Raw genomic sequence first — 13,903 nt, forward strand, 5'->3', positions numbered from 1 at the left:
CTACCAGATCAGCTGTCGCTTACGATTCGACGCGCGCCGGGCACCGGGCCGTGGGCGGTCCGCACGCTGCGGCATACCCCCGCGCCCGCGAGTTCGGCGGCGACGGTGACCGCGGATTCCTCGTCCTCGCAGAGGAAGGCGCAGGTCGGACCCGATCCGGAGACGATGCCCGCGAGTGCTCCGGCGGTGACGCCCGCGCGCAGGGTGCGGCGCAGTTCGGGTTTGAGCGAGAGCGCCGCGGCCTGCAGGTCGTTGCCGAGCAGCGGAGCGAGTTGCTTGGCCTCGCCCGAGGCCAGGGCCTGCAGCAGCTCCTCGGGGCTGCCGAGTCGGGGCGGTTGACCCAGCTCGCGCAGTCGGTCGAGTTCGCGGAAGACCGCCGGGGTCGACAGGCCGTCCTTGGCCAGTGCCAGCACCCAGTGAAAGGTATTGCGGGACAGCACCGGAAGCAGCTTCTCGCCGCGCCCCCGGCCCAGGGCGGTGCCGCCGTGCAGGGAAAAGGGGACGTCGCTGCCGAGTTCCGCTGCGATTTCGGACAATTCGGTCCGGCCGAGGCCGAGTTCCCACAGGTCGTTGAGCCCGATGAGCGCCGCGGCCGCGTCGGCGCTGCCGCCCGCCATGCCACCCGCCACCGGAATGCCCTTGCTGATGGCGATTTCCACCAGCGGCGCGCGTCCACCCAGGTCGGCCAGCTTCACGGCGGCCTGCCAGACCAGATTGCCGCGGTCGGTGGGTACCTCGTCGGCGCCCTCGCCGGTGACCTTCACGCGCAGGGCCGAGGACGGCGCGAGCTGGACGTCGTCGCTGAGCGACAACGCCTGGAACACCGTGGTGAGGTCGTGGTAGCCGTCCTCGCGCAGATCGCCGACCCCGAGGTGCAGGTTCACCTTGGCTGGCGCGCGCACCACGACGGGGCTGGGCACAACTGAGAGCACGGGCACAGCCTAGTCGACGGATTTCCCGTTCGAGTACTTGCGCGAGGTACCCATGGGGGGTATGTTTCCGGATGTCGGGGATACCCCCACACCGTATGGTTCAACGAACTAAGGAGACCGCCATGGCCACCAGCACCTACACCGTCACCGGCATGACCTGCGGCCACTGCGTCGGTTCGGTGCAGAAGGAGATCGGCAAGATCGACGGCGTCACCTCCGTGGATGTGGATCTCGCCAGCGGCCTGGTCAAGGTCACCTCGGCCGGCCCGCTGGCCGATGCCGATGTGATCGCGGCCGTCGACGAAGCGGGCTACGAGGTGGCGGTGTGAACGACCGACTGCGGTTCGCCGCCTTCGGTGGCGGACTGGTCGTCTTGTTCGGAGCCGCGCTCGGTATCGGTGCCCTGGTCGGGGACCGGTCCGGCGCGGCCCCGGCCGCGGCCGACCACAGCGAACACCGCGCCGCCGCGACCGGGTTGCGCGACACCGAATCCGGTTACACCCTCGGCGACATCACCGCACCCACCGTCCCGAATCAGCAAGGCGCACTGCGGTTCCGGATCACCGGACCACAGGGCACCGTCACCCGATACAACGACTTGCACGAGAAGGACCTGCACCTGATCGTGGTCCGCGACGACACGAGCCAGTACCGGCACGTGCATCCCACCCGGGCCGCCGACGGCACCTGGTCCATCGACTGGAACTGGGCCGAGCCCGGCAGCTACCGGGTGTTCGCCGACTTCTCCCCCGCCGACGGTTCCGGCGAGCTGGTCCTGAGCCGCACCTTCGTGGTCGCGGGCAATGTGTCGGACAAGCCCCTGCCGTCGGCGTCCAAGACCGCCGAGGTCGACGGCTACCGTGTCACTCTCACCGGCGATCTGAATACCGCGGGTAGCGAACTCACATTCACCGTCACCCGGGACGGCAAGCCCGTGACCGACCTGCAGCCCTACCTCGGCGCGTACGCTCACCTGGTGGCACTGCGGGCAACGGATCTGGCCTACCTGCACGTTCATCCCGAGGGCGAGGTCGGCAAGACCGCACCCGGCCCCGAGGTCGTCTTCGCCGCGCAAGCGCCGAGCGGCGGCGACTACCGCCTGTATCTGGACTTCCAGCACGGCGGCGCGGTGCACACCGCGGAGTTCACCGACCAAGCACTCACCGCCGCATCCGATTCGGACGCGCCCGCCCACCACGGAGGAGGTCACTCATGAGCGCCCCGGTCAGCTTCGGAGACAATCTGGCACCCGAGCGTTCGATCGAACTCGATATCGGTGGGATGACCTGCGCCTCCTGCGCGTCGCGAATCGAGAAGAAGCTCAATCGGATCGACGGCGTGACCGCGTCGGTCAACTACGCCACCGAGAAGGCGAAGGTCAGTTTCCCGGAGTCGGTGACGCCGGACGAGTTGATCGCCAAAGTGGTCGACACCGGCTACACGGCCACCGTGCACCACAGCGAACCGGTGAAAACCGAGGTGGCGGAGGGTGATTCGGGGCCGTCGGCCGCGGATCTGTTGCGGCACAAGCTATTGGTGACGCTCGCCCTGGCCGTGCCCGTGGTCGCCATGGGCATGTTCCCGGTGTTCCAGTTCACCAACTGGCAGTGGCTTTCGCTGACATTGACCGCGCCCATCGTGGTGTGGAGCGCCGCGCAGTTCCACCGGGCCGCGTGGGTGAACGCCAAGCACGGCGCGGCGACCATGGACACGCTGATCTCGCTGGGCACGCTGGCCGCGTTCGGCTGGTCGGTGTACGCGCTGTTCTGGGGCAATGCCGGAATGCCGGGCATGAAGCACCCGTTCAGTTTCGCCATCGAGCGCGGTGATTCGTCCTCGGCGCTGTACTTCGAGGTCGCGGCCACCCTGGTGACGGCGATTCTGGCGGGCAGGTACTTCGAGGTGCGCTCCAAGGAGAAGGCCGGATCGGCCCTGCGCGCGCTGCTGGAACTGGGCGCGAAGGAGGTGTCGGTGCTGCGGGGCGGCGTCGAAACCCGGATCCCCACCGCCGATCTGCGGGTCGGTGAGGAGTTCCTGGTCCGTCCCGGTGAGAAGGTCGCCACCGACGGCATTGTGGTGAGCGGCAATTCGGCGCTCGATATGAGCATGCTGACCGGTGAGTCCGTCCCGGTCGAGGTCGGGGCGGGCGATTCGGTCGTCGGCGCGACCGTGAACGCGGGCGGGCTGCTGACCGTGCGCGCCACCCGGGTCGGTGCGGATACCCAACTGGCGCAGATGGCTTCGCTGGTCGAGGAGGCGCAGAACGGCAAGGCTCCGGTGCAGCGGCTCGCGGATCGGGTTGCGGGCGTGTTCGTTCCGATCGTCATCGCGATCGCGGTGGCGGCGCTGGGCTTCTGGCTCGGCACCGGCGCGGCGGTGGCGACCGCCTTCGGCGCGGCCGTGGCGGTGCTGATCATCGCCTGCCCGTGCGCGCTCGGCCTGGCCACGCCCACGGCGCTGCTGGTGGGTACCGGTCGCGGCGCGCAGCTGGGGATCCTGATCAAGGGCCCGCAGGTGCTGGAGTCGACCCGGCGCATCGACACCGTCGTGCTGGACAAGACCGGCACGGTCACCACCGGCAAGATGACGCTGGCCGAGGCGATTCCGGCCGCGGGCGTTCAGGTCGACGAGCTGCTGTCGGTCGCGGCGGCGGTCGAGCACGGGTCCGAACACCCGGTCGCCAAGGCCGTGGTTCTCGGTGCGGCCGAGCGCGGACTCGACACCGAGCAGGTGGAGCAGTTCGTCAGCCACGGCGGCAAGGGCGTGCAGGGTCTGGTCGGTGAGCGGGCGGTCGTCATCGGACGCACCGAGCTGCTGGAGGATTGGTCGATCCGGCTGCCGGAGTCGTTGGCGGAGGCCAAGACTCGTGCCGAGCAGGCGGGCAAGACGGCCATCGTGGTGGCCTGGGACGGCCGGGCGCGCGGGGTGCTGGTCATCGCGGACGCGGTGAAAACCACCAGTGCCCAGGCGATCTCGGAGATGAAGGCCCTCGGCCTCACCCCCGTGCTGCTGACCGGCGACAACGCCGCTACCGCCCGCACCGTGGCGGATCAGGTCGGCATCGAGGAGGTCATCGCCGAGGTGCTGCCCAGCGACAAGCTGGACGTGGTCAAGAAGTTGCAGGACGAGGGCAAGGTCGTCGCCATGGTCGGCGACGGTGTCAACGACGCCGCCGCCCTGGCCCAGGCCGATCTGGGTCTGGCCATGGGCACCGGCACCGACGTGGCCATCCAGGCCGCCGACATCACCCTGGTCCGCGACGACCTGCGTGCCGTGCCGACCTCGATCAAGCTGTCCCGCGCGACACTGCGCACCATCAAGGGCAACCTGTTCTGGGCCTTCGGCTACAACGTGGCGGCCATCCCCCTGGCCGCCGCCGGACTCCTGAACCCCATGCTCGCCGGTGCCGCCATGGCGCTGTCCAGCGTCTTCGTGGTCAGCAACAGCCTGCGCCTGCGCGGCTTCAAAGGATGAGCGACACCGCATCACGGCGTAGGGCCGCCCGGATCGACACGACCGGGCGGCCCTTTCTCGTTTACCCATCGTGTTGAATGACGGCTGACCCTCCGCCCCCTTCCCCAGGAGCCACGTTGACGACGATCGCCGAATACCTGGCCAACGCCCAGATCCAGGCCACCCCGGTCGACGCCTCGGCCCCCGGCGCGCCGAAGGTCACCGTGGGCATCCCCGAAGGCTGGCAACAGGTTCCCGCGGGCATGTTCCCCGGCTCCTACGGCGTCTGGACCCAGCCCCCGGTCAACGGCTGGGCCGACAACGCCGTCCTCCTCGTGGCCACCTTCACCCCGAAGGTCGACGCCCGAGAACTCCTCACCCACGCCTTCGCCGACGCCCGCCAACTCCCGGGTTGGCAAGACCTCGAAACCGACACCGAAGACTTCGACGGCCACCCCTCCGCAGGCATCACGGGCACCTACACCGTCGACCCCCTCACCCTCTGGGCCTACAACCGCTACATCATCGTCGACTCCCCCACCGCCCAATACCTCGTCCAACTCACCATCACCACCCGCACCGACAGCGACGGCACCGCCCCCACCACCCTCCTCGAAGGCCTCTCCATCACCGCCTGACCGCCTCATCCGACCAGCTTGTGCCAACGACGGTGCCGGTAGCGGTAGATGCCGTTCGCCAGCAGTGCGACCAGTGGGGTGAAACGACCGGCATCGATCTCCACCGTGTCGGTGTAGCGGGACCGACTGGGCGACAAGGCTTCCACGTGCAGCGTGTGGTCCCACGAATTGATCACGCCACCGTACTCATGGGTCCGGATCGTCATGGTGGACTCGTCGACATCGACGACCTCGATGGTGTGGCGATAGGCCGGAAAGACATGGAAGGCGAACAGCCACGCGGTCCCGCGATCTCCGACCTGGAACGGTTCGACCCGTCCGCGCAGCGCCGGTATCCCGATCAACCCGCGACAGACGTAGACAAAGGTCGCCGGTGACTGCATCGCCGCCCATACCCGCGGCGCGTCAGCCGGTAGGTCCGTATGAATCTCAATGGTGCGCACAACATTTCCCCATCCTCGAGCAATTAGGGTCACCTAATTCTGTGAAAGGATGAGCGAGCCGACTACTCGCATTCGCCAGGAGGCCGCCATGGCTCCCACCGATCGCTTTCGACCACGTAGACAGCCCAAACAAGAGCGATCCACCGACACCCGCCGCTGGATCCTCGACGCGGCTGCTCAGGTTTTCGGCGAATTCGGCTACGGCGCAGGCACGACCAACCGCATTGCCGAGCGCGCGGGCATCTCGATCGGCTCTTTGTACCGCTACTTCCCGAACAAGGACGCGATCCTGCGAGCACTGATGGACGAGCACCTCGACGCGGGAACAGCCCTGTATCAGGAACGCCTGTCCTCGGGTTTGCCTCCGGCCCTGGACGATTGCCTTCGGCTGATCATCAAAGCCACCATCGACAACCACCAGGACAACCCTCGCCTGCATCGCGTCCTCTTCGAAGAGGCACCGCGCGCCCCTGCCCTCCTCGCCCGCCTCCACGAGTCCGAACAGTTCGCGGTCGCAATGGTGACGCACCTGCTCGCACACCATCCCCAAGTCTCGGTCCCGGACCACGCACTGAGCGCCCGCGTGGTGGTAGCCACCGTCGAGTCACTGGTCCACCGCCTCATGACGGCGACGAATCCTGTTCCCGCCCAACAGCTCGAGGACGAGACGGTGGCCCTGCTGAGCGGCTACTTGACCGACGGCCGAGGCCGCCGCGGGGAGTTCGCGGCGGCCTCGGGTGGGGCGGCGTCAGATGACGAAGAAGCCTACGACGCAGCCGATTACGGCTCCGGCCACCATGCCGATGAAGAGGCCGGGGATCGCGCCGATGATGAGGGCGATCAGGCCGATCACGGTGCCGATGGCGCCGAAGAGGGCGACGCCGACCGCGCCACCGGCGATGCAGCCGAGGACGCCGATGTCCTTGAGGGCCGTCTGGGCGACATCGCGGACGCCGGTGTTGTAGTCGCCGGTGGAGATCGCGGCGTGGTCCTGGGTCGGCCAGGCGGTCATGGTGGTGCCGTCCTCGGCGACCTCGACGCGCAGGCTGACGGGCTGGCCCGCGAGCGTGTACTCGGTGGGGATCTCCTCGACCACGGTGCCGTCGGGCGCGGAGACGGTGACCACCGCGCGCTCCGGTGAGAAGGCGAACCTGCCCTCGTTCAAGTGCGTGACCACGCCGAGGTGATCGTCGGCCAGCGTGGAGGTGTAGGCCAGACCGTGGTCCTGGCCACCCACCACCAACGGCTGTTCGGCTTCGCCGTGGGCGGTGGCTGTCGCGACGACGGTGGCGGCGATGGCCAGCATCGCGGTCGCGGCAAATTTCCTGAACTGCATGTGCACGCCTCTCATTCGGTGTGGATGCGCAGGCCCCATGAGGACCCGACAAATCCGTGAATTGGGGACATACATTCAGAGCGATTGCAGAGCTATTGCTAACACAAAACCATCCGGTCGGTAGTTAACCGCGCCAAGAAAACTCGGTCGCAAATTGGGTATACGTCAAAGCAGTGCGACAAGGAAACGACGACGTGAAGTGGGGTGAATCCATGCGAAGCCTGATATTCGACAGCGATGACCTGGGCGTGACCGAGGAGTTCCTCAATCGCGTCTATACGAAGATGTCCATCGGCAACGACAGCGAAAGCGACGTGTCCACCCGCATCCGCCGCAACACGCTCGGCGTGGTGAACATGGACCGGCTGAATCTCGGATTTTCCATGCGCTACGACGCCGACCCGCTGGAAAAGGTGTGCCTGTGCGCGGTGGAAACCGGCGCGATCGAGGAGACCTACCGCGACACCGGCGTCGATGTCTTTCTGCCCGGCGACGTCGGGTTGCTGACACCGCCGGATCTGCCCTACCAAGGGATGATTCGATCCTCCCGATACCGCCTCGCCCTGTTCGATCCCGAACTGCTGGACCGAGTCGGCGACCCGGCCCGCGAGCACGCGAAGATCGAATTCACCGGGCATCGACCCGTGAACACCGCGGCCGCGAAACGCCTGGCGCGGGCCCTGGCGCATCTGGATCAACTCGCCGCCGACCCGGACGTCACACCCAACAGCCTGGTCGCCACCACCGCCGCCGACTATCTGGCCGCTATCGTCCTCGACACCATGCCCACCAACGCGCAGACCGACCCGACCGCCGCCGACCGCTGCGACGCGCACGGCGAAACGGCCCGCCGTGCCATCGCCTATATCGAAACCCATATACACCAGGACATTTCGGTCGCCGACATCGCTGCGGCCTGCTTCGTGACCACGCGCTCGGTGCAGCTCGCCTTCCGCCGCCACCTCAATACCACCCCGACGGCCTACCTGAGACGACTGCGCCTGCACGCCGCCCACGAGGAACTGCGGGCGGCCTCCCCGGCGGACGGGCACACGGTCACCTCGATCGCCCAGCGCTGGGGCTTCGCCCACCCCGGCCGCTTCGCCATCGAGTACCGCCGCGCGTACGGACAAGCGCCCAGCACGACGCTCAACGGGTGAGTATGTCCGTGCATTCGCTTCGGGTACCGAAACCGGAACGTCGGCTTCGCTTTCCGTACTGACACCCCCGGGACCGGCCTGGCACGCTGGACTGGTATCGGTACCCGAGAGCGAACGGGCGGTTCATACCACGAGCATTTGCCCCGTCGAGAGGTACCGCGAGAGGTTCCTCATGAACGACCTCACCACCACCGCACCTGATCCGGAACGCCGCGCGCGCCCCGATCTCTACGACGCGATCGACACCGAACTGAAGGTGCTGGCGGGGCTGAAATCGGACGGCGACGAACGCGCCCGCCTCCGTGCGGACATTCTGCGTCGCTGTTCGCCGCTGGCCCGGCACATCGCCCGCTGCTACTGCGGGCGCGGGGAGAACTACGACGATCTGTACCGGGTCGCGTACCTGGGCCTGATCGACGCGGTCGACAGCTTCGAACCCGTCCGCGACGGCACGTTCCTCTGCTTCGCGGTACCGGCCATCATGGGCCAGACCCGCCGCTACCTACACGGCCGGGACTGGTCGAAACGGGTTCCGCAGCGCCTGGAGCGGATCGCGCGGCGGCTCGATCCGACCATCGACGCGCTGGAACGCCGCCTCTCGCGCATGCCGACCGCCTCGGAGATCGCCGCCGAACTCGGCGTCGATATCGGCGAGGTCACCCAGGCGATGATCGCCACCCGCAAGGGCACCCAGAAACGCGATGGCACCCAGAGAAAGGACTCGCGATGACCCTGACCCGCAATCGATTCCCGCTCTCGCGCATCCGAGTCCGCTGGTCCCAAACCGAAGGCGCGTATCTGGCCTGGCTACCCCAACAACCCGATCTACGTACCCGCGATCCGCATTCCTCGCTGGCCGCCCTCGATCGACTGCTGCATCTCATCGAGCAATCCGGAATGGCGGCACCGGGATAGCGAATCAGTCCACGCTCGCCAAGCGAACGAAGGCCGCGGTATCGAGGGTCTCGCCGCGCGCGGTCGGATCGATTCCGGCTGCCACGAGGCGCTTCTCGGCTTCCGCGGCCGAGCCCGCCCACCCCGCCAGCGCCGCACGCAGTGTCTTGCGGCGCTGCGCGAACGCGGCGTCGACCACGTCGTAGACGCGGCGGCGGAACGAATCGTCCTGCGGCCAAGGCGCTTCGGTGAACCGGTCGATGCGGACCAGACCGGATTCCACCTGCGGCACCGGCCAGAAGATCTGGCGGCCAACGGTTCCCGCGCGCCGGACGGTGCCGAAGAAGCCCGCCTTCACGCTCGGGACCCCGTAGATGCGGCCGCCGGGCGTCGCGGACAGCCGGTCGGCCACCTCCAGCTGCACCATGACGAGAGTCGTTCGGATGCTGGGGAATTCGGCCAACAGGTTGAGCAGCACCGGGACGGCCACGTTGTAGGGCAGGTTGGCCACCAGCGCGGTCGGCTCGGCGGGCAGGTCCGCGTGCGTGACCTTCATGGCATCCATGGGGACGACGGTGAGCCGATCGGCCAGTTCGGGCGCGCGCACGCCGACGGTCTCGGGCAGGTGCCGCGCCAGGCTCGGATCGATCTCCACGGCGATCACGCGGTCGACCACATCGAGCAGGGCCAGGGTCAGCGACCCGAGTCCCGGTCCGACCTCGAGCACCGTGTCGTCGCGGCCCACACCCGCGGTGGCGACAATGCGGCGCATGGTGTTGGCGTCGTGGACGAAGTTCTGTCCGAGCTGCTTGGTCGGGCGAATGCCGAAGCGCTCGGCCAGCTCGCGCACTTCGGCGGGGCCCAGCAGGGCGGCTTTACCTCGACCGGCGGATTCGGGTTCGGACATTCTGGAAAACCTATCAACCCGCGTGCTCAGGACACGGTCGGGGTGGCTGCTCAGGATACGGTCGGCACCGCGAGGATGCGATCGGTGAAGGCGTCGATGGCGGCCCACATGGCGGGGTTGAGCTCGGTGTGGTCGCCGGTGCCGAGCACGGTGCTGAAGTCCACGCCATTGGCGGCGAACTGCGCGGCCAGGGCGGCGTGCAGCGGCGACGGGACGGTGGTGTCGGTCGTATTGAGCAGCAAGAGGATCGGCGCGGTGTACCCGCTGGTCGCCACGGTCATGTAGTCGCGCAGCACCGCCGAGAACGGACCCTCCGAGAGCGGGCGGGACAGGATCGCCCCGGGGACCACGCCCTTCATCTTGTCGGTGAGCTCGCCGAGGCAGTCGTACCGGACGCTGTCGAGCAGCTGCCGCCCGTAGTCGGTGAGATAGCTGTCGACCTGCGCGTCGGGCCGGGCCGCGCGCATGCCGATGAGGATGGAGACGAAGAAGGCGTCGGTGTCCTGCCCCGAGGGGCCGGGCAGCGCCGGAACCCAGGGACCGGCAATGGGCAGCACCTTCTCCACGTCCGAGGCCGGGTCGATGGCGATGGTGCCGCGGAAGTCCAAATCGGGTGCGAGCCGGGCCTGATAACTGGAGGTGCCCAAGGCGGCGTGACCGCCCTGCGAGGGTCCGCTCACCGCCCAGGTGCGCGACAGTTCCGGTCGGGCGCTGCGTACGGCCTTGACCAGATCGATCGTCGCACCGGCCTCGGTACGCAACTCGAGATAGGGATGCGGCCCGGTGTCGAACTCGCCCAGCCCCAGATAGTCCGGGGCGACCACGGCGAAGCCCTTCGAGAGGAACAACCGCATGACCGCGTCCTCTTCGCGGCGTCGGTACGGCAACACCTCGCGCTCCGGGTCGGACTGGCAGCCGCAGCCGGGACCGAGTCCGGTGGTGCCGTGATCCCAGGCCATGATCGGCCAGCCGCCCGCGGGCGGTTGACCGGACGGCATGAACAGCGCGCCGCTGGCCTGGACCGGCTCCCCATTGGACCGGGTGGTCCAGTACGTCACCGAGGATCCGCCCCACAGGTTGTGCCACCCGTCCGGCTGAGCGGTTTCGGTGATCAAGGCCCCCGCGGGCTCGGCGGTTGCCGGGCCCGGAACGCTCAGCAGCACACCGGCCGCCACCGTCGCGACGGTCAGTCCAAACGCTCCTACGATCCGCATGGTTCCTCCAGCGACGGCGGCCTTCGATGGTCGGCAAGTCTATCGACTTGGAATCGCCAGATATTTGCTAGGCCCCCGTCGGGCGTGGCGGATCCGCGCGTCGCCGACCAAATCCGCCAGCTCGCACGAATTTTCACGCGCGGTGCCGGTAGCGTCGCCCCTCGGGAACCCCGACCGAGGAGGAGATCGCATGGCGGCCCAGCGGATTCGACGGCTCGTCCTGGGAGCGACGCTGCTGACCGCCGCCGCGGTCGCGCTGCCCGCGGGGCCCACGAGCGCGGATCCCGCTCCGGAGTTGGACCGGTTCTATCACCAGAGCCTGGACTGGAAGCCCTGCGACGACGCCACCCTCGACGCCGCGGGCGCGCAGTGCGCGGGCGTGCTGGTGCCGCTCGACTACGACAATCCGAACGGCCGCACCCTGACCGTCGCCATCTCCCGCATTGCCGCCACCGACCCGAGCCGCCGCCGCGGCATCCTGCTGTCCAATCCGGGCGGCCCGGGCGGGCAAGGCCTGCGCTACACCAATGCCATCGCCCAGATGTTCACCCCGGATGTGCGCGCCCAGTACGACCTGATCGGCATGGACCCGCGCGGCGTGGGCCGTTCGGACGCGGTCAATTGCACGATTCCCGTGCCCACCATGCTGTTCTCGGCCGGATTCGACATCTTCGGCTATGCGCGCGACACCGCGGTGGCCGCGGCGCTGGCCACCGCGTGCGTGGGCACCGACCCGGAGAAGGCCCGGCACATCACGACTCGCAATACCGCGCGCGATATGGATGTCATCCGAAGCGTTTTCGGCGAGGCGAAGCTCAACTATTACGGCGCGTCCTACGGCACCTATCTGGGCTCGGTCTACACGCAGATGTTCGGCGACCACGCCGACCGCGTCATCCTGGACAGCCCCATCGATCCGGACCGCTACTACGTCGGCCTGTACCAGGACATGGGACCGATCAACGAGTACGCGCTCGACGACTGGGCGGCCTGGGCCGCCCGCCACGACGACGAGTACCACTTCGGCGCGACCGCCGAGCAGGTGCGCGGCTTCGTCGAGGACCTCATCCGCCGCTCCGCCGGGCACGAAATCTACGGCAGCGGTTATCTTGTCGACGAGCACACCATCCCCATGATGCTGCTGGCCCTGCTGCCGAATCCGCAGCTGAACACCAATCTCGCCGACGTGGTCCACATGGTCGACGTCGGGGTTTCCGGCGGGCCCATCGATATGGCCGCGCTCAAGGCCAAGATCGTCGCCGCGGTGCCGCTGGACGCCGCGAGCATGGCCGCGATCATGTGCGGCGACAAGGCCGCGCCGCGCGATCCCGCCTGGTACTACGCCAATGTCGATGCCGCGCGCAAGACCCAGCCGGTGTTCGGCGCGTTCGCCAACAACATCACCGCCTGCGCGTTCTGGCCCGACCCGGTGGAGCCGCCCGCCGAGATCCACAACGCCACACCGGTGCTCATGCTGGCGAACGTCCACGACACCCGCACCGCCTACCAGGAAGGGCTTGCGCTGCACCGGGATCTGACCGACTCACGACTGGTCACCCTGGCGGACACCAGGGTTCACGGCGCCTTCCGGCCGGGGCTGAGCCCGTGCCTGATCGGCATCGTGAACACCTACCTCGACACCGGTGCGCGGCCCACGCAGGACGTCACCTGCGAACCCGACTTCTCCTGGTTCCCTCAGTAATTCGCGCTACTTCGCGGCCGCGAGGACCCGATCGGTGAACGCGCCGATGGCATCCCACATCTGCGGGCTGACCTGGGTGTGGGTGCCGGTGCCGACCACGGTCTGAAAGTCCACGCCATTGGCGGCGAACTGCGCGGCCAGCGCGGCGTGCAGCGGGGACGGCACGGTGGTGTCATTGGTGTTGAGCAGCAACAGGATCGGCGCGTCGTAGCCGCTGGTGGGCACCGCCATGTACTCGGTCATGGCCTTCTGGAAGACCGGGTCGTTGAGCGGACGGGACAGCATGTCGCCGATGCCCATCCCGTCGACCACCTTCATGATGTCGGCGAAGCACAGGCTCTGCGACGCGTCCACGGCCTGCTTGCCGCGCGGGGTGAGGTAGCTGTCCACATCCACCTCCGGGTGGGTGGCGCGCAACCCGGCCAGCATGCTGACCACGAAGCCGTTCACCGCGGTTCCGGCCTGTCCCGGAATTTCGGGCACCCACGGTCCGACGAACGGCGTGATCTTCTCCAGATCCGATTCCGGATCGACCGCGATGGTTCCGCGGAAGTCGAGATCCGGTGCGCTCGAGGACTGCAGGTGCGCGGTGCCCAGCGCGGCCTGACCACCCTGCGAGAATCCGGTGACCGCCCAGGTGCGGCCCAATTCCGGATGGCTCGCGCGGGCCGCCTCGAGCAGGTCGACCGTCGCGGAGGCCTCGGTGCCGATCTCCAGGTACGGATGCGGCCCGGTCTCGAAACGCCCCAGTCCCAGGTAGTCCGGGGCGACCACGGCGAAGCCCTTGTTCACGAAGTACTGAATGACCTGGTCCTCGGCGGGCCGGTGCAGCTTGGTGTCATCGGTCTGCCCGCCGCAGCCGGGCCCCATGCCGGAGGTGCCGTGGTCGTAGGCCATGATCGGCCAGCCGCCCGCGGGTGCCGGACCGGACGGAACGAACAGCGCGCCACTGGCTTTCACCGGTTCGCCATTGGATCGCGTGGTCCAGTAGTCGATGATGGTGCCGTTGCTCAGGCCGCGGAAACCATCCGGCAGCGCGGTGGTCGCGATGGTGGTGCCCGCCGGATCGGCCTGCGCCGGGATCCCCGGCAGCACCAGCAACGCACCCGTCGACGCCACGGCCGCGGTGAAAATCCGCGCCCGCCAACCAACCAGCCGCATGAATCCTCCATCAGGTTTCTTCCCGACCCGAAATCCGAGCCGCGCACGGTTTTGAAGCTTATC

The 13,903-nt window shown here is 68.1% G+C and carries 14 protein-coding genes and 1 pseudogene; 9 read left to right on the plus strand and 6 right to left on the minus strand.

What is annotated here, in order from left to right:
- Positions 1-8 precede the first annotated feature (8 nt).
- Positions 9-932, minus strand: coding sequence for a 4-(cytidine 5'-diphospho)-2-C-methyl-D-erythritol kinase (locus VMT40_RS20355; RefSeq protein ID WP_326359987.1), 924 nt, complete (start codon positions 930-932; stop codon positions 9-11).
- Positions 933-1,054: 122 nt separating this feature from the next.
- On the opposite strand from VMT40_RS20355, the gene VMT40_RS20360 reads away from it, so the two are divergent.
- The 4 genes from VMT40_RS20360 to VMT40_RS20375 all read left to right on the plus strand — a co-directional run bounded on the left by VMT40_RS20360 (position 1,055) and on the right by VMT40_RS20375 (position 5,023).
- Entirely contained in the window at positions 1,055-1,261 is a 207-nt protein-coding gene (locus tag VMT40_RS20360) for a heavy-metal-associated domain-containing protein (protein ID WP_326359988.1), read from the plus strand.
- On the plus strand, positions 1,258-2,148 hold the full coding sequence (locus tag VMT40_RS20365; protein ID WP_326359990.1) for a hypothetical protein: 891 nt from the start codon (positions 1,258-1,260) through the stop codon (positions 2,146-2,148). The genes VMT40_RS20360 and VMT40_RS20365 overlap by 4 nt, the downstream gene beginning before the upstream one ends.
- Positions 2,145-4,406 carry a heavy metal translocating P-type ATPase gene (locus tag VMT40_RS20370; protein WP_326359991.1) on the plus strand — a complete coding sequence of 754 codons (2,262 nt, stop codon included), beginning with the start codon at positions 2,145-2,147 and terminating at the stop codon, positions 4,404-4,406. The genes VMT40_RS20365 and VMT40_RS20370 overlap by 4 nt, the downstream gene beginning before the upstream one ends.
- A 116-nt stretch (positions 4,407-4,522) precedes the next feature.
- A complete protein-coding gene (locus VMT40_RS20375) occupies positions 4,523-5,023 on the plus strand; it encodes an LpqN/LpqT family lipoprotein (RefSeq protein WP_326359992.1) in 501 nt (166 codons plus the stop codon).
- Between the two features lie 5 nt (positions 5,024-5,028).
- Here VMT40_RS20375 and VMT40_RS20380 read toward each other — a convergent pair whose 3' ends face one another.
- A complete protein-coding gene (locus VMT40_RS20380; protein ID WP_326359993.1) occupies positions 5,029-5,406 on the minus strand; it encodes a hypothetical protein in 378 nt (125 codons plus the stop codon).
- Between the two features lie 148 nt (positions 5,407-5,554).
- Here VMT40_RS20380 and VMT40_RS20385 point away from each other — a divergent pair.
- Positions 5,555-6,163: pseudogene (locus VMT40_RS20385) on the plus strand (TetR/AcrR family transcriptional regulator); the annotation flags it as partial.
- Positions 6,164-6,214: 51 nt separating this feature from the next.
- Here the strand turns inward: VMT40_RS20385 and VMT40_RS20390 are convergent.
- On the minus strand, positions 6,215-6,802 hold the full coding sequence (locus VMT40_RS20390) for a hypothetical protein (protein WP_326360283.1): 588 nt from the start codon (positions 6,800-6,802) through the stop codon (positions 6,215-6,217).
- Between the two features lie 212 nt (positions 6,803-7,014).
- On the opposite strand from VMT40_RS20390, the gene VMT40_RS20395 reads away from it, so the two are divergent.
- The 3 genes from VMT40_RS20395 to VMT40_RS20405 all read left to right on the plus strand — a co-directional run bounded on the left by VMT40_RS20395 (position 7,015) and on the right by VMT40_RS20405 (position 8,877).
- Positions 7,015-7,962 carry a helix-turn-helix transcriptional regulator gene (locus VMT40_RS20395; protein WP_326359995.1) on the plus strand — a complete coding sequence of 316 codons (948 nt, stop codon included), beginning with the start codon at positions 7,015-7,017 and terminating at the stop codon, positions 7,960-7,962.
- A 172-nt stretch (positions 7,963-8,134) separates the two neighbouring features.
- Positions 8,135-8,692 (plus strand): sigma factor, encoded by a 558-nt coding sequence (locus VMT40_RS20400; RefSeq protein WP_326359996.1) that lies wholly within the window; start codon positions 8,135-8,137, stop codon positions 8,690-8,692.
- A complete protein-coding gene (locus VMT40_RS20405) occupies positions 8,689-8,877 on the plus strand; it encodes a hypothetical protein (RefSeq protein WP_326359998.1) in 189 nt (62 codons plus the stop codon). The genes VMT40_RS20400 and VMT40_RS20405 overlap by 4 nt, the downstream gene beginning before the upstream one ends.
- A 4-nt stretch (positions 8,878-8,881) precedes the next feature.
- Here the strand turns inward: VMT40_RS20405 and rsmA are convergent, their stop codons facing one another.
- Together rsmA and VMT40_RS20415 are read right to left on the minus strand one after the other, a co-directional pair.
- The gene (gene rsmA, locus VMT40_RS20410; RefSeq protein ID WP_326359999.1) at positions 8,882-9,763 is read right to left on the minus strand and encodes a 16S rRNA (adenine(1518)-N(6)/adenine(1519)-N(6))-dimethyltransferase RsmA; all 882 of its coding nucleotides are present in this window, start codon (positions 9,761-9,763) and stop codon (positions 8,882-8,884) included.
- Positions 9,764-9,813: 50 nt separating this feature from the next.
- Positions 9,814-10,977, minus strand: coding sequence for an alpha/beta hydrolase family protein (locus VMT40_RS20415; RefSeq protein ID WP_326360000.1), 1,164 nt, complete (start codon positions 10,975-10,977; stop codon positions 9,814-9,816).
- A 190-nt stretch (positions 10,978-11,167) separates the two neighbouring features.
- On the opposite strand from VMT40_RS20415, the gene VMT40_RS20420 reads away from it, so the two are divergent.
- Positions 11,168-12,679: an alpha/beta fold hydrolase gene (locus tag VMT40_RS20420; RefSeq protein WP_326360001.1), complete on the plus strand. Its 1,512-nt coding sequence runs from the start codon at positions 11,168-11,170 to the stop codon at positions 12,677-12,679.
- Positions 12,680-12,685: 6 nt separating this feature from the next.
- Here VMT40_RS20420 and VMT40_RS20425 read toward each other — a convergent pair whose 3' ends face one another.
- On the minus strand, positions 12,686-13,840 hold the full coding sequence (locus VMT40_RS20425; RefSeq protein WP_326360002.1) for an alpha/beta fold hydrolase: 1,155 nt from the start codon (positions 13,838-13,840) through the stop codon (positions 12,686-12,688).
- Positions 13,841-13,903: the final 63 nt, after the last annotated feature.

The sequence above is a fragment of the Nocardia sp. CDC160 genome, from assembly GCF_035818795.1.
GTDB lineage: Bacteria > Actinomycetota > Actinomycetes > Mycobacteriales > Mycobacteriaceae > Nocardia.